Source organism: Geminicoccaceae bacterium (genome assembly GCA_020638465.1).
GTDB lineage: Bacteria > Pseudomonadota > Alphaproteobacteria > Geminicoccales > Geminicoccaceae > JAGREO01.
Window position 1 is genome coordinate 1,191,747 of record JACKIM010000002.1, and the last position, 24,495, is coordinate 1,216,241.

Here is a 24,495-nt window from a genome sequence, read left to right on the forward strand (position 1 = left end):
CCCTGAAGACAGGTTTCCGATCAGAAATCGAAATCGTTGATATTGTCCTTGGTGAAGACGAACGGAGAACCGAGCAGGATCTCGCTGCCATTGATGACCTTGAGATTGCCGAGCTTTCCGGCAGAGACCTCGGCAGCGCCCGGTTGCAACTTGCCATCGGCAATCGCACGGGTCGTGTAAACGGCAGCATAACCCAGATCGACCGGATTCCACAGCACCACCGACTTCACGCAGCCACTTTCGACATAGGGCTTCATCGCGTTGGGCGTCGCCAGTCCGATGACCGCGACATCACCGCAGGCCGCAGCCTGGGTCACGGCTTCCGCGGAGGCGGGAGTCGCCACCGAGGTCATGCCGAAGATGCCGTCGAGGTCATCGCCATACTTGTTGATGAGCGTGGTCGCCTGGTTGAAGGAAAGAATGTTATCCTCCTGGGCTTCCACCGTCTCCAGCCAGGACATATTGGGATAGCACTGTTCCTGGTAGGCCTGCATCTCGGCGATCCAGCGCGCCTGGTTGGGCGTGGTGAAGGTCGAGGTGACGATGGCGAACTTGCCGTCCTCGCCGATCTCCTGCGCCATGCTGTCGATCAGCGCCTTGCCGATGCCGTTGAACTCGGCCTGATTGACGAACCACTGGCGGGCGTCGGGTTCGGAATTGGCGTCATAGCCGACCACCATGATCCCGGCGTCAAGCGCCTTCTTCAGCACCGGAGCGATCGCCACCGGGTCGTTGGCGGCGAACAGCACGCCATCCACACCCTGGGTGATGTAGTTGTCGATGAAGGTGATCTGGTCGTCGATATTGGCCTCGGTGGGACCGTCGGTCGTTACCGTCACGTTGCCCAGTTCGGCGGCCGCTTCCTGCATCCCCTTGGTGGTGGCCGCGAAATAGCCGATGCCGACGAGCTTCGGCACGTCGATCAGGGTGAGATCCTTGCCCGCGCGATCGGGCGCATCCGTGGGGGTGCCGCCGTCATAGGGCTTGCTCGCGACCTCGGAAGGCGTCCCGTCACAGGCCAGCGGACTGGTGGGCAGGTCGTCGGCGCCATCCCAGAGGTCGGCGGCCATGGCCCCGCCGGCCATGGCTGTGGTTCCCAGAAGTACGAGAACGGTTCTCAGCATTTCGAAACTCCCTGTTTGCCTGAGCATGGTGAACCTACTCCTCCCGGCCTCGCCTGTAACGAAGCCAGTTGGTGATGAGAATGGATCCGATGAGCACGCTGCCGATGACGATGATCGTGGCGTCGCCCTTCACGCCGATGAGCGCCAGTCCGTTCTTGAGCAGCTGGATCAGCGTGAAACCGATGACCGTTCCGGCAATGGTACCAATTCCACCGAAGATGCTGGTACCACCCAGCACAACAGCGGCAATGACATCCAGTTCCAGCCCCGTTCCCATGTCCGACCGGGTGGTGCTGACCCGCGAGACGAAGATCCAGCCGGCGATGGCCGCCATGAAACCCGACAGCGTGTAGATGACCAGCTTGATGCGATCGACCGGGATACCGGAAAAGCGGGCGGCGGTCTCATTGTGCCCGATGGCATAGAGTGCCCGGCCGAACGTGGTCCGGGCCAGCACGAACGCGAAGATGACCACCGCGATGATCACCAGCCACAGCTGCGTCGGAACGTCGAACAGCGCGCCCTGTCCCAGAGTGAAGAACCACTCCGGATATCCGCGCACCGAACGGGCCTGGCTGATCCCCTCGGCCAGACCGCGATAGAGCGCCAGCGTCGCCAGCGTCATGATGAGCGGCGGTACCTTGAGGCGGGTGATGAGCAGGCCGTTGAGATAGCCGGCGAAGGTGCCGACGACGATGGAAAAGACAATGGCGAGCTCAAGCGGCAGGCCCATGTTTTTCCAGCTGTAGCCCAGTGTTATCGCCGTGAGGCCCATGATCGAGCCCACCGAGAGGTCGATCCCGCCCGTGATGATGATATAGGTCATCGGCAGCGCGACCAGCGCCACTTCCGCCATCAATCTCCCCTGGTTGAGCAGATTGTCCACGGTGAGGAACCGGTCGGTCATTCTCGAAATGACGAACAGTGCCGCCAGCAGAATGGCCAGCAGGACGAGTTCGTGGGCATGGTTGCGCAGGCGGCTCATGAACGGGCACTCCGGCGCTGGCGCTGCCGCCGCCAGAGGTCGGCGAGCACCGTGAGCAGGATCAGGATACCCTGCACCGACCGCAGCCAGTAGGGCGATATGCTGACGAAGATGAGCGAGGAAGCGATGGCGGCGATGAGGATGGCTGCAAGCGTCGAGCCTATGACCGTGCCGGTACCGCCGAGGATGCTCACACCGCCCACGACCGAAGCGGTGATGATGGTCAGTTCGAGATTGGGCGGCACCGTGGACTGGATGATGCTCAGCTGGGTCGCGAACAGGATGCCGGCAATGCCGACGAAAAAGCCGTGGATGGCAAACACCTTGACGATCGTCCGCTCCCGGTCGATGCCCGAGAGACGGGCCGCCTCGGCATTACCGCCGATGGCATAGACCGAGCGGCCGAAACTTCCATACTTCATCCAGATCGCGGCACCTGCCGTCAGGGTCACCATGAACCAGATGGGCATGGGGATTCCGAACGGATGGGCCTGGGCGAGGTGAAAGCCCTCGGGCAGGTTGTTGATCCACGCACCGCCGGTGGCGACGATGAGCGCCCCCTTGAGCACGCTCATCATGCCGAGAGTGACGACAATGGAGGGTATTCGCAGATAGGCGACCAGTACCCCCATGAAAGACGTGATCAGGATGCTCACGACGATCGGGATCGTCCAGGCCAGCACGATCGGCACATTGTTGACCGCGAGCGTGCCGCTCAGGGTGGCAAGGACGCCAATGAGCGATCCTACCGAAATATCGATATTCCCCGAAATGATGATGAGCGACATGCCGATCGCCGCCACGGCGATATACGCATTGCCGAGGAAGATGCTCTGAAGGTTGCGCTCGGCAAGGAAGCGCGGATTGATCCAGCCGACACAGATCATCAATGCGACAATGACGACCAGCAGCACAAATTCCTGGCTGGCAATGATGCGAACGAGGCGCTTCATGCCGCTTCTCCGCTGACGTCGCTCATCATGGCCGCGGCAATGACCTCCTGGGTGGCCTGTTCGCGACCGGCCTCGGCGACGATGCGCCCTCCCCGCATGACCAGCACCCGGTCGGACATCCCCAGGATCTCCGGAAGTTCGGAAGAGATCATCAAGATGGCCAATCCCTGACCGGCCAGTTCGCTCATCAGTCTGTGGATCTCGGCTTTCGCGCCGACATCGATGCCACGCGTGGGCTCGTCCATGATCAGCAGGCGCGGCTCGGTGGCAAGCCACTTGGCGAGCACGACCTTCTGCTGGTTGCCGCCGGAGAGCTTGCCCACGATCTGGTCGATACCGCTGGCGCGGATCGAGAAGCGGCTGACGCTCTCCTGCGCCAGCCGGATTTCGGCTCCCCTGTCGATCACCGACCGGCGGGACAGCCGATCGAGCACCGACAGCGACACATTGGGCAGGATCGGCATCGGCCGTACCAGGCCCTGATGCCCGCGGTCCTCCGGCACATAGGCGATCCCGAGCGCCTTGGCCTCGCCCGGGGAGCTGATCTGCACCTCCCGGCCATTGATGCGGATGGTGCCGCTTTCCGCCGGCGTGATGCCGAAGATCGTCTGCGCCAGTTCGCTGCGTCCGGCACCCACCAGACCGGCCAGCCCGACGATCTCGCCAGCGCGAACGACCAGCGACACATCGCGGGTCATCGGTCGGCGCACGAGGTTCTCCACCTGCAGCACGGGTTCGCCGACAGGCACCTCGATCTTGGGGAACAACTGGTCGATCCGCCGTCCCACCATCATCTCGATGAGGTCGTCATGACTGGTCTCGCTGACCGGCTTGGTCGCAACATACTGGCCGTCGCGCAGCACGGTGACCCTGTCCGCCAGAAGGAAGATTTCCTCAAGACGGTGAGAGATGTAGATGATGCCGACCCCACGCTCGCGCAACAGCCGGACGATGCCGAACAACCGCTCGACATCGTGCTCGGTCAGCGCCGCCGTCGGTTCGTCCATGATCAGGATGCGGGCGTCATGCGACAGGGCCTTGGCAATCTCGACCCTTTGACGGTTACCAACCGACAGCGATCCCACGATGACGTCTGGATCGAGATCGTGAATATCCAGCGATGTCAGCAGTTCGCGTGCACGGCGACGCATCGCCGACCAGTCCAATGCCCCGAAGCGCCCGCGCGGCGCATGACCCATGAAGATGTTCTCGGCCACGGTAAGTTCGGGAAACAGCAACAGTTCCTGGAAGATGGTGGCAATGCCGGCTGCCTGCGCTGCTTGCGGATCATCGAAATGAACAGGCTTGCCATCCATCGAGATCTTGCCCTCGTCGGGCCGGTAGACACCGGATATCAGCTTGATCAGCGTCGACTTTCCCGCACCGTTCTCGCCCAGCAGCGCATGGACCTCGCCGGAACGCACGTCGAAATGCACATCGTTCAGAGCCAGAACGCCGGGGAAACGCTTCGTGACCCCGGACAATTCGAGTGTGCCTGTCATTATGTTCGCTTCCTCCCCTGATCGAAGCAACATGGTTGACTGACCGGGTCATCGTCAATCCATGTTGCTTGCGCCGACGTCCGGTCAGCTCCCTTCCGTGCCCGCACGGTCCTTCCGGCAACCTGCCTCCAGCGGCTGGTGACAGCGTTTTTCCGCATTGCGGAAAGCAGCCCTGCCATGCCGCCGGAATCATTGATACCGAAGATCGGGACATTGTCGACTTCCGGCATGGCGCATGCCGATATCGTCGACTTCCGGCATGGCGTATGCCGGTATCGAGTTGATGCCTCATGTCGTTTACATTTTCCCCGACCTGAACAAATCGAGGTGCGACGAACCGGCGCGCAGGGATATCACGCTCACACCGACACAGCACTTGCGCTATAGAGGCACCGAGACGATCTCGAACGGGAGGAAAACGCGTTGAGCGCAAGGCTGGAAAACCGCTGGGACGACGCCCTGGCCCATGGCATGAGTGAACCCGAGCTGTTGCTCTATCGCTCCAACCTCCTGGGATCGGACAAGCGCATCACCAATTATGGTGGCGGCAACACCTCGGCGAAGGTCAAGATGGCCGATCCGCTGGGAGGCGACGAGGCCGAGGTGCTATGGGTCAAGGGATCGGGCGGCGATCTCGGCTCGATGAAGCTCGACGGATTCGCAACGCTCTACATGGCGAAACTCGACACCATCAAGACATTGTATCGTGGCATCGAGCACGAAGACGAGATGGTCGGCTATCTGCCCCATTGCACCTTCGACCTCAATCCCCGCGCGGCATCCATCGACACACCCCTGCATGCCTACCTGCCCTATCGCCACGTCGACCACATGCACCCCGACGCGGTCATCGCGATTGCCGCCTCCGCGCGATCGCGGGAGCTGACGCGCGAATGCTACGGCGACGAGATCGGCTGGCTTCCCTGGCAGCGTCCGGGTTACGATCTCGGTCTCAAGCTGGAGAAGATCGCCCGCGAGAATCCACACTATCGCGGCGTGGTTCTCGGCGGGCACGGACTCTTCACCTGGGCGGACGATTCGAAGTCCTGCTATGAGCTGACCCTGCGCATCATCCAGAAGGCGCAGGACTGGCTCGACGGGCAGGCCGGCGGTCCGGCCTTTGGCGGCACCGTTCGCGAGAGTCTTGGCGAAGATCAACGACTGGAGACAATCTCCCGGCTGATGCCACTGATCCGGGGAAGGATCGGTGGAGAAGAAGCGAAGATCGGCCACATCGACACCTCAGATACCGTTCTCGAATTCGTCAATTCCGGACAGCTGGAAGAACTCGCGGCTCTGGGAACATCCTGCCCGGATCATTTCCTTCGAACGAAGATCCGCCCCATCGTGCTGCCTGCCGACACCGGCGCCGACGATCTCGACCGGCTGCTGGACGGTTACCGGCGCGGCTATGCCGAATATTACGAAGGCTGCAAGCATCCCGACAGCCCGGCCATGCGCGATCCCAACCCGGTGATCTATCTGGTGCCCGGCGTCGGCATGCTGGGTTTTGCCAAGGACAAGGCCACGGCCCGCATCGCCTGCGAATTCTATGTGAATGCCATCAACGTGATGCGTGGCGCATCCAGCGTGGACCGCTATGTCGGCCTGGACGCGCAGGAAGCATTCAACATCGAGTACTGGCTGCTTGAGGAAGCCAAGCTGCAGAGGATGCCCAAGCCCCGGAGCCTGGCCGGGCGCATCGCCGTGATCACCGGTGCCGCCGGCGGAATAGGCCAGGCCACGGCGCGGCGGCTGGCCGGCGAGGGTGCCTGCATCGTCATGACCGACCGCGACGCGGAGCCTCTGGAACAGGCGGCGCAGGCCATGCGGCAGAGCTTCGGTGGAGACGTCATACGGACCCATGTGGGCGACGTTACCGACGAGACATCCATGGACGATCTGCTGAAACTGGCAACGGCCGAATTCGGCGGAGTGGATATCGTCGTCGCCAATGCCGGTCTCGCCAGCGCTTCCCCCTTCGAGGATACCTCGGTCGAGGACTGGAACCGCAACATGGATGTTCTTGGCAAGGGGGCATTCCTCGTTTGCCGGGCAGCCTTCCGGGTGATGAAGGCGCAGGGACTGGGGGGCTCGATCGTGACCATCGGCTCCAAGAACGCGCTTGCCGCTTCCGCCGGTGCCTCGGCCTATTGCGCCGCCAAGGCGGCGGTCCTGCACCTCACCCGCTGCATGGCGCTGGAAGGAGCGCCCCTCGGGATTCGCGCCAATATCGTCAACCCCGATGCCGTCCTGCGCGGTTCGCGCATCTGGCAGGGCGAGTGGCGCAAGGCGCGCGAGCAGTCCTACCAGGCCGAAGGCGAAGCCCTTGAGGAAGTCTATCGCCAGCGCTCCATGCTCAAGCGCAATGTACTCCCTGAAGATATTGCCGAAGGTGTGTATTTCTTCGCCAGCAACGCATCGTCCCGGTCCACCGGCAACATCATCAACGTCGATGCCGGGAATGCCACGGCCTTCAGCCGCTGATTCATGAAAGGGGAGGACCGATCCATGACGACCTTCATGATCGAGCCATCGATGATCGAGGACAACAACAGGCCGCTCATGGCCAATCACAAGGCCGATCTCGATTCGCTCGCCAACAGGCTCGACCGGCAGGGACAGGATGTCGAGCAGCTGATCGAGCGCATCGGTGCCTTCAAGGTTGCGGTGCCGAGCTGGGGTGTCGGCACCGGCGGCACCCGTTTCGGCCGGTTCCCCGGACAGGGCGAGCCGCGGTCGATCTTCGAGAAGATCGAGGATTGCGGCACCATCCAGAGGCTGGTGCGCTCCACGCCGACAGTTTCGCCGCACTTTCCCTGGGACAAGTGCGATGACTACGATGAACTCGTGAGCTTCGCCCGCGAGCACGGGCTCGGTTTCGACGCCGTCAATTCCAATACCTTCCAGGACCAGCCGGGCCAGCTCCTCTCCTACAAGTTCGGTTCGCTCAGCCACAGCGACGCGGCCACCCGGGAACTTGCCATCGAGCACAACCTCGAATGCATCGAGATCGGCCGCAAGCTGGGTTCGAAGGCCCTTACCGTGTGGATCGCCGACGGCAGCAACTTCCCCGGCCAGCAGGACCTGGGCGACGCGTTCGATCGCTACATCGAATCCATGAGGGCGATCTATGCGGGTCTGCCCGATGACTGGCTGGTCTTCCTCGAACACAAATATTACGAGCCGGCGTTCTACTCGACCGTCATCTCGGACTGGGGGAGTTCATACCTTGCCGCGTGCGAGCTCGGTCCCAGGGCTCGTTGCCTGGTCGACCTCGGTCACCATGCCCCCAATGTGAACATCGAGCAGATCGTCGCCCGGCTGGTACGGTTCGGCCGCTTGGCAGGTTTCCACTTCAACGACAGCAAGTATGGCGACGACGATCTTGATGCCGGCAGCATCAACCCCTTCCAGCTTTTCCTCGTCTTCAACGAACTGGTCCTCGCAGAGGAACGCAGGGCCGGGGATTTCGAACCGGCCTACATGATCGACCAATCCCACAACGTCACGGATCCGATCGAGAGCCTGATGGACAGCGCGGTCGCCATCCAGCGCTCGCATGCCCAGGCCCTGCTGGTGGATCGCGACGCGCTGGCTGCCGCCCAGGCCGACAATGATGCGATCATCGCCCGCGACTGCCTGATGTCGGCCTATCGCTGCGATGTCTCGCCGCTGATCGCCGAGGCACGGCTGCGCCAGGGCGGCGCCATCGACCCGATTGCCACCTACCGGGCCTCGAATTACAGGCTGCGCAAGGACAATGAACGACCGCAGGTGGCCTCCTACGGCGGTGGCATCGTCTGACACGATCGCCGTAGATTGGCCTTGACGCTGCTCCGGCCAGGCCCCACGACGGGCCGGGATTGCACGGGCGCCGGAGCGTCCATGCACGAATCGCAAGTGGCGGAGACCGGGCGATGCTGGAAACGATTCGCGAGAGGATGCGCAAGGCATCATTGGCTCCCGAAGCGGAAGTTCTGGACCGGCTGGTGATGCTGGCCGACCTCAGACCGGCCGCGCGCGCCGACATCTCGAAATCCGCCGAAGAGCTGGTCGAGGCCGTGCGTCAATCCTCTGATCCGGGGCTCATGGAGACCCTGCTGGCCGAATACGGGCTTTCGACCAGGGAAGGCGTGGCGCTGATGTGCCTGGCCGAAGCACTTCTGCGCGTTCCCGATGCGGAGACCATCGACGCGCTGATCGAGGACAAGATCGCGCCGTCGGACTGGGGAAGCCATCTTGGTCACTCCAGTTCGTCGCTGGTCAATGCTTCCACATGGGCATTGCTGATCACCGGCAAGGTTCTCCACGACGATCGCGAGGAGGGCATTGCCGGCGCGCTGCGCGGCGCGATCCGCCGTCTGGGAGAGCCGGTGATCCGAAAGGCCGTCGGCCAGGCGATGCGGGAGCTGGGCGGACAGTTCGTGCTGGGCCGCACCATCGAGGAGGCGATGAAGCGCGCCGCCGATCTGGAGAAGCGCGGCTACACGCATTCCTACGACATGCTGGGGGAAGCGGCCCGAACGGAGGCTGATGCCAAGCGCTACCATCTGGCCTATTCGCGGTCCATCACGGCGCTTGAGCCGGCCTGCATCCACAAGGATATACCGGACAATCCCGGCATCTCGGTCAAGCTGTCGGCCCTGCATCCACGCTACGAATTCGCCAAGCGCGAGACCATGCTCCCGGAGCTGATCGCCCGTGCCCGCTCGCTGGCCCTGCTTGCGCAAAGTGCGGGCATCGGCCTCAATATCGATGCGGAGGAAGCCGACCGGCTCGACCTTTCGCTCGATGTGATCGAAGCCATCGTCGCGGACCCGTCACTGCGACACTGGCGTGGGCTCGGCGTGGTGGTCCAGGCATTCGGCCGCAGGGCTGTCGATGTCATCGAGTGGCTGCATGCGCTGGCCGAAAAGCATGACCGGAGGATCATGATCCGCCTGGTCAAGGGAGCCTATTGGGACACCGAAATCAAGCGCGGCCAGGTTCTGGGCCTTGAGTCCTACCCCGTATTCACCCGCAAGCCGTGGTCGGACATATCGTATATCGCCTGTGCCCGGCTGCTTTTGGGCAGAACCGATCGCATCTATCCGCAATTCGCCACTCATAACGCCCACTCGATTGCCGCCGTCCTGCATCTCTCGAACATGCTGGGAATCGGCCATGACAGGTTCGAGTTCCAGCGCCTGCACGGTATGGGCGAGACGCTGCACGAGACAGTCAGGAAGCGTGAACGGACGCGGTGCCGGATCTATGCCCCGGTCGGCGCCCATCACGACCTGCTGGCCTATCTGGTCCGCCGCCTGCTTGAGAACGGGGCCAACAGTTCATTCGTCAACCAGATCGTCAACGAGTCCATCCCCCCGGCACGGATCGCCGCGGACCCGTTCGCCATGCTGGAACGGCACGCCGGTTCCATTCCCAACACCCTGATCCGTACCCCGCCGATGCTCTATGGCAAGGCACGGCGCAATGCCATGGGGTTCGATCTGGCCGATCCGGTCACGATCGACACCCTCGACAGGACACGGGCGCCGTTCGCCAGGGGACACCAGTGGCATTGTGGGCCGTTGATCGCGGATGACGCCGTCGAGGGTGCCGACCGTCATGACATCGTCAACCCGGCCGACCCGACCGACGTCGTCGGCTCGGTCGCCGATGCCGTGCCGTCCGATATCGAGAGAGCCCTTGCGGCAGCCACGACAGCCAGGAAGTCGTGGGCAGACAGGACCACAGGCGAACGGGCGGCCCTGTTGCGTCGGACAGCCGACCTCTACGAGGAGCATGCGCCCGAGCTGTTCGCGATTGCCGCGCGGGAAGCGGGCAAGACGCTGCTCGATGCGGTTGGGGAAATTCGCGAGGCGGTAGATTTCCTGCGTTATTATGCCAATGAGGCCGAGACTGCCGAGCTCGGTCCACCGCGCGGCGTATTTGTCTGCATTTCGCCGTGGAATTTCCCGTTGGCCATCTTCACCGGCCAGATCGCCGCAGCTCTCGTGACGGGTAACACGGTGCTGGCCAAACCCGCCGAACAGACGCCGCTGATGGCCGCACGCGCCGTTTCCCTGATGCATGAAGCCGGGATACCGCGCGACGTTCTCCAGCTGCTTCCGGGCGACGGAGCCCGTGTGGGTGCCCGGTTGACTGCCGACCCGCGGGTGGATGGCATCTGTTTTACAGGATCGACCGACACCGCGCGGCTGATCCACAGGTCGATGGCGGAAAATGCACCTCCCGGCGCTCCCCTGATCGCCGAGACAGGCGGTCTCAATGCGATGATTGTCGACAGCACGGCACTACCAGAACAGGCCGTCCGCGACATCATCGCCTCGGCGTTCCAGAGTGCCGGACAGAGATGTTCCGCATTGCGGGTCCTCTATCTGCAAAGGGATATCTCCGAAAAGTTCCTGACCATGCTGTACGGTGCCATGGATGCCCTCGATCTCGGCGATCCATGGTCGCTTGCCACCGATATCGGTCCGGTCATCGATCGGGAGGCGCATGATATGATCGCGAACTACATCGCCGCGATGGAAAAGAATGGCCGACTGCTGAAGCGGCTCGACGCCCCCTTGCAGGGCCATTTCGTCGCGCCAACCGTTCTGCGAGTGGATGGAATCTCCGAACTGGAACAGGAGATTTTCGGTCCCGTTCTCCACGTGGCGACCTTCGACGCTGATGAAATCAATGCCGTCGTCGACGCCGTCAATGCAAAGGGCTACGGGTTGACCTTCGGCCTGCACACGCGCATCGACGACCGCGTCCAGCAGATCGTCGATCGCATCAGGGCCGGCAACATCTATGTCAACCGCAACCAGATCGGCGCCGTCGTCGGCTCGCAGCCATTCGGCGGCGAGGGCCTGTCGGGAACCGGGCCGAAGGCCGGCGGCCCCTCCTATCTCCAGCGCTTCTGCGGTAAAAGCAAGGTGGTCGCGGATGTTGCCGTTGGCAAGACCGTGACCGGGCAGCAACTCCAGGAAACCCTGCGTGGGCTGACAGCACCGGATCAAGCTGCCGTCGAGGTCCTCGACATGCCCGGGCCGACCGGTGAATCCAACCGACTCAGCCACTATCCGCGCGGTATCGTGCTGTGTCTCGGACCCGGTGCGAGCGCGGCGAGAATTCAGGCACGCATGGCCCGGCAACATGGCAACCGGGTGTTGATTGTTGCCGAAGGTGCAGGACCGGACGATGCCGACTGCATCGATGGCACGCTCGATCCGGCTGCACTCGCGGACGGAGAAGGGATCGGCGCCATCATTTCATGGGCGGACGAGCCGCGCCAGCGAGCCATCCGCAAGGCACTGGCAGCGCGCAACGGACCCATCATGCCGCTTGTCGACAGTCGCAACGGCGAGGAAATGCTGTCACTCGAACGCCATTTGTGCATCGACACGACGGCCGCCGGCGGCAATGCCTCGTTGCTCGCGTCGACCGAACAGGACTGATTGCCGGGAGCCTGCAACTCCACTCTGTCGACCGACCTATTCCGTAGATTGTTGCTGTTTGGCAAACATCTCGAAAGTTTCCGCTTCCGTCAGGCGGGGATGATCGCCAGCAATGTCGTAGCCCGGCGGCTTGCGGTCGATGAAGATCTCGCCAACGACCTTGAACACCGACTTGTCGTCGAACAGGCCGGTTGCCATGATGTACTGCCCGCTGTCCTTCAGGCGATAGTACAGGTTCGAGCCGCAGTTCGAGCAGAAACCCCGCTCCGCCCACTCCGACGAACTGTACGTCTTGATGAAGTCCCCACCTTCGAAAGAAACGCCATCGGCCATGGCCGCGAATACCGGCCCTCCCGCCCATTTCTGGCACATTCCGCAGTGGCAGACATGATGCTCACCATGAATTTCCCGCGCGGTGAAACGTACCTTGCCGCACAGGCACGAGCCCTTGTGATCCGACATGAGCACCCTCTCCTCCTCATCCGAAGATCAGCCCATGATGGCTACCATAACCAGCGATGCCAAACATTTTCCGTCGATGAGCCGCCGGCATCTTTCTGACGGCGATCCGGATCACGACGGACGAATGGTCACGCCATGCTCCATCAGCCACATCTTCACATCGCCGACGGTCAGATCATCGTCATGGAAGATCGAGGCGGCCAGCACCGCATCGGCCCCCGCGTCGAAGGCCTCTTTCATGTGCAGGGCCGAATTGGCGCCACCGGATGCGATGATCGGCACATGCACCGCCTCGGCGATGGCCCGGGTCAAGGGCAGATCGAAACCCTCGCGCGTCCCGTCGCGATCCCACGAGGTGAGCAGGATTTCACCGGCGCCGCGCTCCTGCGCTTCCCGGGCCCATTGCACCGCGTCGATGCGGGTTCCTTCCCGCCCCCCCTTGACCAGCACCTCGAAACGGCCGTCGCGCATGGCGGCATCGATCGCGAGCACGCAGCACTGGCTGCCGAAGCGCTCGGCGATATGAGTGAGGATCAGGGGATCGTTGACCGCCGCCGTATTGACCGACACCTTGTCGGCACCGGCATCGAGCAATGCCGCAGCATCGTCCTCGACCCGCACCCCGCCGCCCACGGTGAGCGGAATGGACAGTCGTTCGCGCACCCGTGCAACCGTCGAATGCTGGTTCCCGCGTCCCTCGGGCGTAGCCGAGACATCGAGAATGACGATCTCGTCCGCCCCCTGGTCCTGATAGAGCAGGGAGCGCTCGGCCGGATCGCCGGCATCCCGTAGCCCCTGAAACTTCACTCCCTTGACCACACGCCCGTGGCTGACGTCGAGACACGGGATGATCCGTGATGCGATCATGCCCTTTGCTCCAGAAATCGCGACAGAAGCGCCTCGCCATAGGGACCTGACAGTTCGGGATGAAACTGGCAGCCGATGATATTCCCCAGTTGCATGGCGGCAACGAACCGGCCGCCATGATCGGAGTGGGCCACACGCCAGCCCGAGGCCGTCCCGGCGCGATAGCTGTTGGCAAAGTAGGCCCAGCCATCTTCGAGCAACAAGGCGTCGTCGCCGGTCTCCACCTGGTTCCAGCCGAACTGCGGCACCCGCACGCCCTCGCCGAAGCGGGTGATGTGGCCGGGCGCGATCCCCAGCCCGCGCACCCCGGGGCTCTCGTCGCTGCTCTCGAACAGGAGCTGGTGACCGACACAGATCGCGATGGTGGGCCGATTCGCCCTGGCCCGCTCGATCAGCGGCCGGTCCATCCCGCGCTCCTGCAGGCGCCGCATGGAGGCACCGAACGCACCGACGCCCGGCAACATGACGTGACTGGCCTGTTCGATGTCACTCCCGGTTTCCGCAATCCGGGGCTCGGCCCCCAACCTGCGGAATGCCGCCTTGACCGAGGCGATGTTGGCGGTTCCGGTCGGTACGATGACGACGTCAGGCATGATCAGAGCATCCCCTTGGTGCTGGGAATGTCGCCATACCCTCCCCGGGACACGGCCTGCCGCAGGGCCAGCGCCAGGGCCTTGAACGCGGCTTCCGCACGATGGTGGTCATTCTCCCCGCGGACAAGGTCGACATGAAGCGACATGCGCCCGCTGGCAGCGAGCGACTGGAAGAAGTGCGTCAGGTTCTCGGTGGCCACGTCCCCCACGCTCGGCCGCACGAATCCCAGGTCGACACTGGAAAAGGGTCTTCCCGAAAGGTCGACGACCACCCGCACCAGCGCCTCGTCCAGCGGGGCGTAGGCGTGGGCGAAGCGGTGGATGCCGGCACGATCGCCCAGCGCCTCGTTGATGGCCCGGCCCAGCGCCAGGGCACAATCCTCCACGGTGTGATGATCGTCCACCTGAAGATCGCCCGAACAGGCCAGTTGCAGGTCAAAGCGCGCATGTCGGGTCAGTGCGGTCAGCATGTGGTCGAGGAAACCGAGCCCGGTGTCGATCTCTCCCTCGCCGCTGCCGTCGAGGTTGAGCGTGAGCCGGATCTCCGTTTCGGAAGTCGCCCGCTCGACGGTCGCCTGTCGCTTGTCCATGTGCCGTTCCTACCCGGTGCCGTTCCTACCCGACGATCTGCGCAATCTCGGAAATCACGATGTCCGATCCGCCGGCCGCCTTGATGTCGCCGATCAGACCGGGCAGCCCGACCCGCGGGACCGCCGCCTTGACCGCATAGCCCTGCCCGCCATGCAGCGGCGATATGGTCGGCTCGCGCATGCAGGGCAGCAGATCTACCAGCGTTTCGAGATCGCCACTGCTGACATTCATTTCGATCATCACCCGGGTGCGGGCATCCAGAACGGAGCGGACCAGCAGGCAGAAGAACTCGATCCGCCCGCGCTTCTCCGGCACGTCCAGCGAGCGCGGATGGGCGTAGAGCCGTGTCGAGGAACGCATCACATCGGCAAAGATCGAAAGTCCGTTGGCCTTGAGCGTCGCTCCCGTGGCGGTGTTGTCCACGATGCAGTCGGCATCTTCGGGCGGGAATACCTCGGTAGCACCGTAGGACCGGACCACCCTCGCGTCGAGATGTTCCCGCGCGAGCCAGTCACGGGTGAGCCGCTCATATTCGGTGGCCACCGTGAACGGCGTCGATGGCGGACTGCCGTCGACGAGAAAGGCCGGGTCGGCCGCAGCGACGATCCGCACCGGATTGAGCCCGGTATCGAGCAGCTCGACCAGATCGGCCTCCTTCTCGGCTACCCAGTCGGCACCGGCAAAGCCGATGTCGCGTGACCCCGCATGCAGCATCTCGACGATATTCTGCGGCTTGAGGATCTTGGTCTCGAAGCCTTCGAGCGAGATCGACGGGCGATAGCCCCGCCGGTCATAGGACAGGCGCACGCCGGCATCATGCAGGATCGTCATGACGTTTTCCTGCATCCGCCCCTTGGGCAAGGCCAGATGTACCACCCCGCTGTCCGCGCCAACCTCGCTCACGTCTCTCTTCCCACTCACTCGTTCGGCCCTTGCGCGGCAACGCGCGGCGCGAGGTATAGGGGAGCAGCGAAACATCGTAAAGTTCCGCCGGACCGGACCGCCCCGCCCGCCGTCCTGCCGGGCAGGGCGCAGCGGCTAGACGAACTGCAGGCCGAGTTCCCTGTGGTCCCTCGCGACCCAGACGATCCTTGCCATGCGTTCCGTCAGTTCCACCGCATCGGCCATCAGCCGCACGTCCGACGCCACCAGCTGATCGGCAGGCGGGAGGTCCGCCGAGAAGCGCGCCCGCGTGCCCGTCCGGCTCGACCCGACAAAGGTGCAAAAGCCGATACCGGCGATCTGCCCGGCGATTTCTTCCGCCTGTCGACCTTCCCGACGCCGGTCGGACGTCGTCAGGCCGATATCGCCATGGATATGGAGACCATCGTCGAGCTGAATATTGACGGGACGATAGTCTCCCTTCCTCCGGCCGGAAATGACGGGGCCGGCCAGGATTCTCTCCTGTATCGACCAGTTCAGGGCCTCGCCCGGCACCGCGACGGGCTTGCCATCCGCGTCCGGCGACCGTTTCGCCCCGATGGGCCGTACCCGGCTTCGCATCGACGGCAGCAGGTCGGCCAGCTTGTAGGCTGCCGACATCGAGTCATGCATTTCGCCGCGATAATCGCCGCTTTCGGGTATGGCGTGACGCAGATCGAGCCCGGCCTCGGCCATTTCGCCCAGCATCCACGCGAGGGGAATGCCGGCGAGTTCCTTTTCCGGATATCCGCCGCCAACATCGGAGTGAACGCCCGAAAACCAGACCTGACGGATCTTCTGTCCCGGGAACCGTTCCCCGCCGGTCCACAAGGTCGGCACGAACGGGCCGCGATGCTCGTCGACCGCGAGGGCCTGAGCGGCATGAAGGACGGATTTGCCCAGCCTGGTGTCATGGAACTGGACCTTGCGCCGCGGGTTCAGCAACTCGTCGCCCCGCTGGAGTATGCCGATCGGAATGCCCAGCGCACCCACCGTGTCGAACACGCCGAGAAACGCGATCGGCACCTCACGGCGCGCCGCCTTCCCGTCCGCGGATTCGTTCCATGTCTTGAGGAGATCCTTGCCCATGGCCTCATCGTCGCGATAGCGATAGGCTTCGTAGGCCGTCTTGCAGACGGCAGGACCGCTGTTCCTTGCAGCCAGACCGCATTGTCCCATCAACCCGGCCAGGCTTCTCACGGTGAATGCCCCGCGCGAGAATCCGATCATGTAGATCTCGTCGCCCGGTTCGTAACGGTCGACGATGAACTCGTAGGCCTCGACGATATTCTTCGAGATGCCCTTGCCGAAGGCTCCTCCGCCTATCCAGTCGGCCAGCCATCGCAGAACGCCCTGACCGTTGTCGGTGTCCTTCGGATCGTCCGTTCCGACACCGGAATCGTAATGGACCCTTGAGCTGTCGATGATGTCCGGATCTGCCTTGGCCACCGTGGCGATGCGCCAGACATGGGTCTCATCCCTTTCATCATTCCAAGTGCCATCGCAGCAAACAAGCAATTTGCTCATCTTCATGCCTCCTGTCAAAAATAAATCGAATAATAAAATCGACCGAATGATGACGATAATACGACAATTCCAATATGTTCTCAAGGCAGATACGGCGACTGATACTCTGCATGACATGTCACCGGTTCACCGCTAGACTCGGTTCCGCAGGGCCGGCAGGGGCCTGATGCTTGGAGGTCCGCATGGCACTCGACCCGGTCACGCTCACGGTTATCCAGAACGGTCTCGTGCAGGTCTGCAACGAGATGGATCTGGCGTTCTCGCGCTCGGCCTTCAGTCCGATCATTGCCGAGGCCAATGACCGCTCCGACGGGATCTATCATCGCGACAGCGGGGAACTGGTGGCCCAGGGAGAACTGGGTCTGCCGGTCTTCGTCGGCACCATGCAATATTCGACCATGGGAGTCATCGACGCCGTGCGCAAGGGCGAGGTCGCAGCGCCCGAAGACGGCGATGTCTACATCGTCAACGATCCCTATCTGGGTGGCACCCATCTCATGGATGTGCGCTTCGTCCAGCCCTTCTACCATGGCGGCCGACTGTTCTGCTGGCTGGCGAATACCGGCCACTGGCCGGATATCGGCGGCGCCGTGGCGGGCGGCTTTTCGGCCAATGCCACCGAGGTCCAGCAGGAGGGCCTGCGCCTGCCGCCGGTCAAGCTCTACAAGCGAGGGCGGATGGACACGGAGATCCTGCGCATCATCAATGCCAATATCCGCGTGCCGGAACAGCGCATCGGCGACATCCGCGCCCAGAAGGCCGCCCTCAACGTCGGTGCGAAACGCCTTGCTGCGATGCTCGATCGCTATGGTGAGGACACCATCGACGAGGCCATCGGCGAGCTGCGGGCCCGCGCCGAGATCCAGATGCGCGCCAAGATCGAGCCATTGCCCGATGGCATCTATCATTCCGAGGCCATCGTCGACAGTGACGGCGTGGTCAATGAACCGCTCACCATCCGCCTGCGCCTCGAAAAGCGCGATCAGGACCTGCATTTCGATTTCGAGGGTTCGAGCCCGCCCTGCCGCGGGCCGATGAACAGCGTCATCGCCACGACCCGTTCCTCGGTATTCCTCGCCATCAAGCACATCTTCCCCGAGGTTCCGATCAATGCGGGGATGTTCGAGCCGCTGAAGATCAGGGACCCGCGGGGAACGTTCCTCTATGCGGAATATCCCCGTCCGGTATCGGGTTGTGCCGCCGAGGTCAGCCAGCGCATTGCCGAGGCCGTGTTCGCGGCCATGGTGCAGTTGATTCCCGAACGGGTGACGGCGGCACCGGCGGGCACGTCCGGCAATCTCGTCATGGGGGGGATCGATCCCGAGAAGGAACGTCCCTTCGTCATGTATTTCATCACCGGCGGCGGGTATGGCGGCAATGCCGATCATGACGGGCTGTCCTACGGGTGCTCGACCATCGGCATCTCGAAGAGCGCACCCATCGAGGTGACCGAACAGTATTTTCCCGTCCTGTTCGAACGCTATGGCCTGCGCGAGGGTTCGGGCGGCGATGGCCGTCATCGCGGCGGCATGGGACTGAGCTACGCGATGAAGCTGCGCCGCGGTTCAGCGCAGGTGTCCTTCATCATGGATCACGGGCGAACCGGGCCGCAAGGGGCACTGGGCGGAGAGGATGGCGCCGTCAACCGCATCGTCATCCGTCATGCCGATGGCCGGGTGACGGACCCGCCCCACCTGTCGAAGGCTCAGGCCATCGCCCTGTCGCCCGGTGACGTGATCGAGGTCCAGACCCCTGGTGGCGGCGGTTATGGCGACCCGCAAGAGCGGTCCGCCGCAGCCCGCGAACGCGATCGCCAGCGGGGCTATTCCTGAGCGCCGACATCACCGGCCTGCCTGAAGGCGGGGCGCGATCCCCACTGGCCCATCGTCCGCGTGCCCTTCTCGTCGAGCCACTCATCCCTGACACAGAGGGAGTACCCGCCATCGACCGCCGTCTTGTCGATGGCTTCCATTCCCGCCCGGAAATTCCCGTCTTCCAACGCATGATCGAAGAGCCCCGCATCGAGGACCGTCAACCGTCCGCCTTCGCGGGTGGCGAACACCTTGCCGGTGGCAGGATCGGCAAAACGCAGACGGACCAGTCGCTCTGCGCATTGCCGCAGGAAGGTGGTATTGGCCGATGCAGCCATTTCGCCGTCGGGTGGGTAGAGGTCCTCCGCCGAGCGCGCATCGAGGCGGATCTTACGGAAACGCTCGATATCGATGAGTCCCCCGATCCGAAGGATGACCAGTTCACCCCGATCGCCGAAGGCAATGGTCGGCGGCCGCATTTCCTGCGCCACGCTGTTGTCGAGGAATTCGTAGTGAACCCGCTTGTCTGTACGGCAGGCCCAGCGGAAGAAGAGCGGCGGCATACCTGAATAGGCCTCGACATTGTGGTCGAGCAGATCGTCCACCGCCTTGAACCGCTGGACGCTGAGGCCGCGCCTCCAGGCCCGTTCGACCGTCTCCTGAGGCGGCGTGACCATGAAGGTCATGAAGATCTCGTGCCCGAAACGGGTGAGCAGCCGATGCTCGCCGCGATTGACGTCCATTTCGGCAAAGCTGTCGAACCGGAAGCGGTCGATCAGCATGTGCGGGATCTGGTTTTTCCGGCCCTTCATGGTCATGTAGAGGTCGAGCTTGCGATCGACGAACTTGAGCTCCTGTCCCGACAGGGTGCCGGCATAGCGCCATGCATCACCCAGACCGTCATAGTCCAGCAGATATTTCCGCCATATGTCCGGGCTGATGAGCGCGAAATCCTCCCAGTTCAGTCCGAGCCGAACCGCCAGATCGTGCTGCAGCGGACGCATCGTGCTCTTGCCGGCGGCCGATGCGCCCTTGACGTTCATGACCACCGGTTCGCTCTGGGCGGGCAGCAGCCGACAACCGGCACCTGTCGCGGCTGCATGGAACCCTTCCTCCACCAGTTCGCCCAGATGTGCCGAACCGAGCACATTCATGGCCATGTCAGTGGAAATTTCGACCAGCCTTTCCGGATCGCCGACAATCCGCCCGTAACGGATCGAAATTGCCGTCAGAAGCTTGTGCAGGCTGCGCAGGCTGCGTTCGACCTTCTCGTCACCGGCCCGATCGACCGTGATGGCGAGATCCGCAAGGATGTTCCCGAGATCGGGCGCTGCTGCCGGAACCTGAGGGGCCGGCGCTCGATGCCGCCTGGAGAATAGCGCCCCAAGACCGAATAGCCCGCGCTTTTCAGGAGCATGATTTGTTTCGGTCCCGACTGCGGGGTCGAGTGCCGATCTCAGCCAGTCGCCCGTGATCTTCAGGACATCGTCGCGCAACGTCCCGTAGGCCCGTTCGATCTGCGGCATCAGCGGTTCGAGATGGGTTCTTTCCAGCTCGGCAGCAATCGACCGGAAATTGATTCCCAGATCGCGATAATGCCGCCCATCAGAGATTTCGACATTCGCGGTAATACGGATCAAAAGAGAATGGAGAGCCAGACGCCCCGGTGTGAAGACCGCGAGTTCTTCACGTTCCAGTCCGGTAAAATCGGCCCGTTCGTTCAGTTCCTCGAACGAAATCCGCATGTTTTCCGGATGAAACATCGAGACCATGGGCATGAATGCACGCGGCAGCACCGATCGGATACCCGGCTTCCATGCCGACAAGGTCTCGTCATCCGACAATTTTCACTCTCCTTCCCTGGAACTTCCGGTACGAGCCGGATTATTCATTGATCGCGGACAAATCTTCCCAGTTGTGCCGAGTACTTGCAACAGGTTTGCCAAGCGGAACACCCCCGATCGACGGATACGTCACCGGCTGGCGGAACCGGAAGGCAAAAAAAGAGGGGCAGCCGAAGCTGCCCCCAAGTCATGCTGAAACAAGTCGCAAGAAGACTTACTTGGAAGCCGTCTTGGTGATGTTGATGGCATTGCCGATGGCGGTGGCGGTGGCCGGATCGCGCCAGACATTGATCGTGTCGGTGTTGCTGGCAATGACGTCGGCGCAGTTCTCCTGTGCGACAGAACCGATGGCCGAACCGTCGAAATTGATGCTGAAGCTGTTGGCGATGGCGGTGGCGGCCGTGTTGACCTCGCCGACGCCACCCGTGCCATGGATATTGGCATCGACCATCGCCGAGATCGTGTCGCCGCTGTTGGTCTGGCGCATGTCGAAGATGGCGTCGCCGGTGGTGGTGGCGTTGACGGCGTTGCCGATGGCGGTCGCCGTGATGTTGGCGGTCTCGGCGTCAGTGGACGTCACGTTCAGGGTCGACATCACATCACCACTGTTGGCCTGCGCACCCTCGAGGGAAAGGCCGCCCTGGACGTCGATGTTGGCGACGTTGGCGATTGCCGTCGAGGAAGCCTCGACTTCGGCTACACCCGTCGTGGTAAGATTCTTCGTGGCGGAGATGTCGCCGGTGTTGGACTGGTAGAGTTCGACGGCGTTGTCGAGGGAGACGGGGGGGATGACGGGGATTTCGACCTCGGGGGCGACGACCTTGACGTTGGAGAGCTTCAGGCCGCTGGTGCCGTTGAGGTAGATGTCCTTGTCGAGGTGGATCTCGACCGGCGAGACGACGCAGTCGGTGCCGCAGTCCTGGGCCTGGGCGGAGACGGCGGCCGAGGCGGCCAGGACGGTGGCCAGGGCGGTGAGGGTGAACATACGCATCAGGTTTTCTCCTTGGGGGGTTGAGCGTTCGTCAGGGGCGAACCGGACCGGATGGGGGAAGCCGGCTCGCGGGGGTGGATGGAAAGGGTGGAAGGGAAGCGGCGGGCGGCGGTCAGGACCCGGTCCTGATGGCGGAGGCATCCTCCATCTGGGCGTCGGAATGGCCGAGCACGTCGCCGCAGGTGTTGCGCGGCAGCTTGTGCAGGTCGCGCATCAGCTCGAACACGCCGCGCTCGATGACCGAACGGACGGCCAGCTGGATGGGTTCGAGCGAGCGTTCGCCGAGGCCGAGGTCGAACACCTTGTTGCCGAAGAACTCGAACACGCCGGCGCGGATCTCGCGGCCGATGACCTGCTTCTGGTAGGACACCGTGTCGACCACCTTGAGCGTGCGGCTGTTCACCAGGCGCAGGTCGACGCCGATGTTCATGACGTAGGTGCGGCCGCTGCCGGAGAAGGCGTCGAACAGCAGTTCGACATTGTTCGAGCGGATGTTGTAGTTCATCTCGGTGATGCCGCCGATGATGTGGTAGTCGGACCCCTCGATCTGGCCGGCGAGGATCGGCCGGTAGCCCTTGTCCGAGGCGGGGTCGCCGATGAGCTTGTTGTCGGCCCATTTGAGTTCGAGCTCGGTGACCGAGGTGTCGAAGCGTTCGACCTGCGGGATCTTCGCCTTGCCCAGCGCGGACATCGCCATCAGGGCGGCACCCTGGGTCAGCCGCTTGCCGGTCTCGAGGTCGTCCTTGCCGGTATAGTCGAGGATCTTGCCGACGGTGACGGTGGCCGGGCCGCGGCCCTTCATCGCCATCTCCAGGGACAGGCAGGTGAGCGCGGGGGTGTAGAGCGAGGGGTTCTCCAGGACCGGGGCGCCGCCGATCGGCGAGGCGTAGTTGCCGCCGGTGGCGTAGGGATTGGTGCAGGCGGTGGCGGCCAGACAGCACAGGGCCGCCGACGCCCTCTTCAGGGAAATCTTGCTCAGCATGGTCGAACCTTTTGTTTGTTGTCGATCCGGGGATCGAGATATCGCTATCCGTCGGTGGTCAGGGGTGGAGGCCGGCCGGGCCATGGGGACGATGATGGGGGAAAGGAAGGCTCAGTTGGCCGGGCCGGCCGCCGGCTCGACGGTCTCGACATTCTTCAGCATGGCATCGGCGGTGGAACCGTCGATGGTGGTGGTGGCCCGCTGGTTGCCGGTGTTGATCTGCATCGCGTTGATCACCACCGTGGCCCCGCGGCCTGCCTGGACATTGATCAGGTTGCCGATGGCCGTGGACAGCGTCGTGCCGTAGGGCGCACGCACCTCGACCCGGCGACCCATCTCGTCGCGCAGAAACGGCATCGGGCCTTCTTCCATGCGGCCGCCGTCGACGCCGATGGGCGTCTCCAGACCCCGCCCGCGCCAGTCATCCTGGAAGGCCTCGGCCCGAACCGAAAGACCCGCCACAACAACCGCAACGCCCAATGCCAGGTAACGCATGTCTTCTTCCCGCAGAACTGTCGATCATCTTCTCGAAGTCTGCGGCAAACCCTGAAGTTCATCCCGCCGCTTCGATGAACTGCAATATCATCATTTCATCCCGTTAACGCTACAAATAAAACGATCATTCACCATTCTTTTTTATTAACGTTAATTCAAATTATATTTTTAATTATTTTGTAAATCCTTTGAATTCTACCGTAGTTTGAATTGCCATTAATTCATTCTTGATAACAACACGGAAAACAGTTCGTCGTCGTCACATCGATATCCTCATGCGGCACATTTTTTACCGACAGCAATGAAAAGAAAACGGCACCTTTCCCACTCGGGAAAAGGTGCCGCCATACGTCACGTCTCCGACGAACGACCTCGCCGGGGTGTCAGAGGCCGAATATGCTGGAAAGTCCCATGCGCTGGCTCATTTCCGCCATGACCGCATTGTCGGGCATGGCTTCCGGTTCATCGCTTCCCGATGCCGCGCGCAGGACAGCCGGCAGCAGGTCGACATCACCCACGGAATTCAGGAACACTCCCGGACGCCCGAGAACCCATTTCACAGCGACACCGATGTCTTCCTCCTCTTCCAGCGGTTCGTACCAGGTCGCCCGCCGACGCTCCATGATGGCCGACCATGGACCGCGGGCAATCGACTTGATCGTCTGCACGGCCACGTCACGGCGTTCGGCCAGCGCCACCACATCCTCGAAATCCCTCGCGTAAGTGCCGTGGTGGGCCGTGAACCAGTTATAGGGCAGGAGAATGGAATCGAAATCGAAGCGCAACAGCGAACGCCGGTGCATCGCGGCAACATTCCAGCCATGCCCGGTGACGCCGATATATCGCACCAGCCCCTGTTCCCGCGCCTCGACACAGGCTTCCAGCGCACCTCCTTCGCCCATCGCCTCGTCCCACTCGTCGGGATGGATCAGGGCATGAAGCTGAATGAGATCGACATGGTCCGTGCGCAGGCGTTCGAGCGAACGCCCGATGCTATCCCGCGCACCCTTGTAGCTGCGGTCGCCGGTCTTGGTCGCGAGGAAGAAATCATCGCGATGGCGGTCCATCCACGGGCCGATACGAAGCTCGCTGTCGCCATAGCTTGCGGCCGTATCGATGTGGTTGACACCATGTTCGAGCAACAGGTCCAGAACCCTGTCCGCAACCGACTGGTCGACATCCTTGAGCGCAGCACCGCCAAACAGCACGCATGAACTCATGTGCCCCGTCCGACCGAAACGACGTTTGCCTAACATACGATACCTTCCCCGTTTGCGCATTATCCCCCAATAGCGCAATCATCCGCCGGATGAAAGAAGCGCTTGCGTCGCGGCGGTCCGTGCTCCATAACCGATGCGGGCTAGTTCCAATGGAACACTCTTCGGGTGCCGTGGAA

The 24,495-nt window shown here is 62.8% G+C and carries 19 protein-coding genes; 4 read left to right on the forward strand and 15 right to left on the reverse strand.

From position 1 onward, the window contains the following. Window positions 1-20 precede the first annotated feature (20 nt). Genes H6851_15825 through H6851_15840 form a run of 4 tightly spaced genes read right to left on the reverse strand, consistent with a single transcriptional unit; the run spans window position 21 to window position 4,564 of the window. A complete protein-coding gene (locus H6851_15825; GenBank protein ID MCB9945074.1) occupies window positions 21-1,124 on the reverse strand; it encodes a substrate-binding domain-containing protein in 1,104 nt (367 codons plus the stop codon). Between the two features lie 34 nt (window positions 1,125-1,158). Continuing rightward, window positions 1,159-2,109 carry an ABC transporter permease gene (locus H6851_15830; GenBank protein ID MCB9945075.1) on the reverse strand — a complete coding sequence of 317 codons (951 nt, stop codon included), beginning with the start codon at window positions 2,107-2,109 and terminating at the stop codon, window positions 1,159-1,161. After that, window positions 2,106-3,062, reverse strand: coding sequence for an ABC transporter permease (locus H6851_15835; GenBank protein ID MCB9945076.1), 957 nt, complete (start codon window positions 3,060-3,062; stop codon window positions 2,106-2,108). The genes H6851_15830 and H6851_15835 overlap by 4 nt, the downstream gene beginning before the upstream one ends. Next, on the reverse strand, window positions 3,059-4,564 hold the full coding sequence (locus H6851_15840; protein ID MCB9945077.1) for a sugar ABC transporter ATP-binding protein: 1,506 nt from the start codon (window positions 4,562-4,564) through the stop codon (window positions 3,059-3,061). Before H6851_15840 ends, H6851_15835 begins: the two co-directional genes overlap by 4 nt. A 471-nt stretch (window positions 4,565-5,035) precedes the next feature. On the opposite strand from H6851_15840, the gene H6851_15845 reads away from it, so the two are divergent. From H6851_15845 to putA, 3 genes are all read left to right on the forward strand, one after another. Continuing rightward, a complete protein-coding gene (locus tag H6851_15845) occupies window positions 5,036-7,051 on the forward strand; it encodes a bifunctional rhamnulose-1-phosphate aldolase/short-chain dehydrogenase (protein ID MCB9945078.1) in 2,016 nt (671 codons plus the stop codon). A 24-nt stretch (window positions 7,052-7,075) separates the two neighbouring features. Then, a complete protein-coding gene (gene rhaI / locus H6851_15850) occupies window positions 7,076-8,371 on the forward strand; it encodes an L-rhamnose catabolism isomerase (GenBank protein MCB9945079.1) in 1,296 nt (431 codons plus the stop codon). Window positions 8,372-8,484: 113 nt separating this feature from the next. Further along, entirely contained in the window at window positions 8,485-12,015 is a 3,531-nt protein-coding gene (gene putA, locus H6851_15855; protein MCB9945080.1) for a bifunctional proline dehydrogenase/L-glutamate gamma-semialdehyde dehydrogenase PutA, read from the forward strand. A gap of 36 nt (window positions 12,016-12,051) precedes the next feature. Here putA and H6851_15860 read toward each other — a convergent pair whose 3' ends face one another. From H6851_15860 to H6851_15885, 6 genes are all read right to left on the reverse strand, one after another. Then, window positions 12,052-12,477, reverse strand: coding sequence for a GFA family protein (locus H6851_15860; GenBank protein ID MCB9945081.1), 426 nt, complete (start codon window positions 12,475-12,477; stop codon window positions 12,052-12,054). A gap of 111 nt (window positions 12,478-12,588) precedes the next feature. Beyond that, entirely contained in the window at window positions 12,589-13,344 is a 756-nt protein-coding gene (gene hisF, locus H6851_15865) for an imidazole glycerol phosphate synthase subunit HisF (GenBank protein MCB9945082.1), read from the reverse strand. Further along, window positions 13,341-13,937, reverse strand: coding sequence for an imidazole glycerol phosphate synthase subunit HisH (gene hisH / locus H6851_15870; GenBank protein ID MCB9945083.1), 597 nt, complete (start codon window positions 13,935-13,937; stop codon window positions 13,341-13,343). The genes hisF and hisH overlap by 4 nt, the downstream gene beginning before the upstream one ends. Window positions 13,938-13,939: 2 nt before the next feature. After that, window positions 13,940-14,527 carry an imidazoleglycerol-phosphate dehydratase HisB gene (gene hisB, locus H6851_15875; GenBank protein MCB9945084.1) on the reverse strand — a complete coding sequence of 196 codons (588 nt, stop codon included), beginning with the start codon at window positions 14,525-14,527 and terminating at the stop codon, window positions 13,940-13,942. Window positions 14,528-14,552: 25 nt separating this feature from the next. Next, window positions 14,553-15,431: an ATP phosphoribosyltransferase gene (hisG, locus tag H6851_15880; GenBank protein MCB9945085.1), complete on the reverse strand. Its 879-nt coding sequence runs from the start codon at window positions 15,429-15,431 to the stop codon at window positions 14,553-14,555. Between the two features lie 135 nt (window positions 15,432-15,566). After that, window positions 15,567-16,976, reverse strand: coding sequence for a DUF2235 domain-containing protein (locus H6851_15885; GenBank protein ID MCB9945086.1), 1,410 nt, complete (start codon window positions 16,974-16,976; stop codon window positions 15,567-15,569). Window positions 16,977-17,158: 182 nt separating this feature from the next. Here H6851_15885 and H6851_15890 point away from each other — a divergent pair, with 182 nt between their 5' ends. After that, entirely contained in the window at window positions 17,159-18,808 is a 1,650-nt protein-coding gene (locus H6851_15890; protein ID MCB9945087.1) for a hydantoinase B/oxoprolinase family protein, read from the forward strand. On the opposite strand, the gene H6851_15895 is transcribed toward H6851_15890, so the two are convergent. The 5 genes from H6851_15895 to H6851_15915 form a co-directional block, all read right to left on the reverse strand. Beyond that, the gene (locus H6851_15895; GenBank protein ID MCB9945088.1) at window positions 18,799-20,631 is read right to left on the reverse strand and encodes a hypothetical protein; all 1,833 of its coding nucleotides are present in this window, start codon (window positions 20,629-20,631) and stop codon (window positions 18,799-18,801) included. The two genes, H6851_15890 and H6851_15895, sit on opposite strands and share 10 nt — an antisense overlap. 214 nt (window positions 20,632-20,845) lie before the next feature. Continuing rightward, entirely contained in the window at window positions 20,846-21,622 is a 777-nt protein-coding gene (locus tag H6851_15900; protein MCB9945089.1) for a hypothetical protein, read from the reverse strand. A gap of 112 nt (window positions 21,623-21,734) precedes the next feature. Beyond that, on the reverse strand, window positions 21,735-22,604 hold the full coding sequence (gene hfaB, locus H6851_15905) for a holdfast anchoring protein HfaB (GenBank protein MCB9945090.1): 870 nt from the start codon (window positions 22,602-22,604) through the stop codon (window positions 21,735-21,737). Window positions 22,605-22,715: 111 nt separating this feature from the next. After that, window positions 22,716-23,099: a hypothetical protein gene (locus tag H6851_15910; protein ID MCB9945091.1), complete on the reverse strand. Its 384-nt coding sequence runs from the start codon at window positions 23,097-23,099 to the stop codon at window positions 22,716-22,718. A 383-nt stretch (window positions 23,100-23,482) separates the two neighbouring features. After that, window positions 23,483-24,319: an aldo/keto reductase gene (locus H6851_15915; GenBank protein ID MCB9945092.1), complete on the reverse strand. Its 837-nt coding sequence runs from the start codon at window positions 24,317-24,319 to the stop codon at window positions 23,483-23,485. Window positions 24,320-24,495 lie beyond the last annotated feature (176 nt).

Excerpts from the sequence above, each read along its gene's own strand:
- H6851_15910 (MCB9945091.1), bottom strand. The coding sequence starts at position 23,099 with ATGCGTTACCTGGCATTGGGCGTTGCGGTTGTTGTGGCGGGTCTTTCG.
- H6851_15860 (MCB9945081.1), bottom strand. The coding sequence starts at position 12,477 with ATGTCGGATCACAAGGGCTCGTGCCTGTGCGGCAAGGTACGTTTCACC.
- H6851_15830 (MCB9945075.1), bottom strand. The coding sequence starts at position 2,109 with ATGAGCCGCCTGCGCAACCATGCCCACGAACTCGTCCTGCTGGCCATT.
- H6851_15890 (MCB9945087.1), top strand. The coding sequence starts at position 17,159 with ATGGCACTCGACCCGGTCACGCTCACGGTTATCCAGAACGGTCTCGTG.
- H6851_15825 (MCB9945074.1), bottom strand. The coding sequence starts at position 1,124 with ATGCTGAGAACCGTTCTCGTACTTCTGGGAACCACAGCCATGGCCGGC.
- H6851_15845 (MCB9945078.1), top strand. The coding sequence starts at position 5,036 with ATGAGTGAACCCGAGCTGTTGCTCTATCGCTCCAACCTCCTGGGATCG.
- hisH (MCB9945083.1), bottom strand. The coding sequence starts at position 13,937 with ATGCCTGACGTCGTCATCGTACCGACCGGAACCGCCAACATCGCCTCG.
- H6851_15840 (MCB9945077.1), bottom strand. The coding sequence starts at position 4,564 with ATGACAGGCACACTCGAATTGTCCGGGGTCACGAAGCGTTTCCCCGGC.
- H6851_15885 (MCB9945086.1), bottom strand. The coding sequence starts at position 16,976 with ATGAGCAAATTGCTTGTTTGCTGCGATGGCACTTGGAATGATGAAAGG.
- hisB (MCB9945084.1), bottom strand. The coding sequence starts at position 14,527 with ATGGACAAGCGACAGGCGACCGTCGAGCGGGCGACTTCCGAAACGGAG.
- H6851_15915 (MCB9945092.1), bottom strand. The coding sequence starts at position 24,319 with ATGAGTTCATGCGTGCTGTTTGGCGGTGCTGCGCTCAAGGATGTCGAC.
- H6851_15835 (MCB9945076.1), bottom strand. The coding sequence starts at position 3,062 with ATGAAGCGCCTCGTTCGCATCATTGCCAGCCAGGAATTTGTGCTGCTG.
- hisF (MCB9945082.1), bottom strand. The coding sequence starts at position 13,344 with ATGATCGCATCACGGATCATCCCGTGTCTCGACGTCAGCCACGGGCGT.
- H6851_15900 (MCB9945089.1), bottom strand. The coding sequence starts at position 21,622 with ATGCGTATGTTCACCCTCACCGCCCTGGCCACCGTCCTGGCCGCCTCG.
- hfaB (MCB9945090.1), bottom strand. The coding sequence starts at position 22,604 with ATGCTGAGCAAGATTTCCCTGAAGAGGGCGTCGGCGGCCCTGTGCTGT.
- putA (MCB9945080.1), top strand. The coding sequence starts at position 8,485 with ATGCTGGAAACGATTCGCGAGAGGATGCGCAAGGCATCATTGGCTCCC.
- rhaI (MCB9945079.1), top strand. The coding sequence starts at position 7,076 with ATGACGACCTTCATGATCGAGCCATCGATGATCGAGGACAACAACAGG.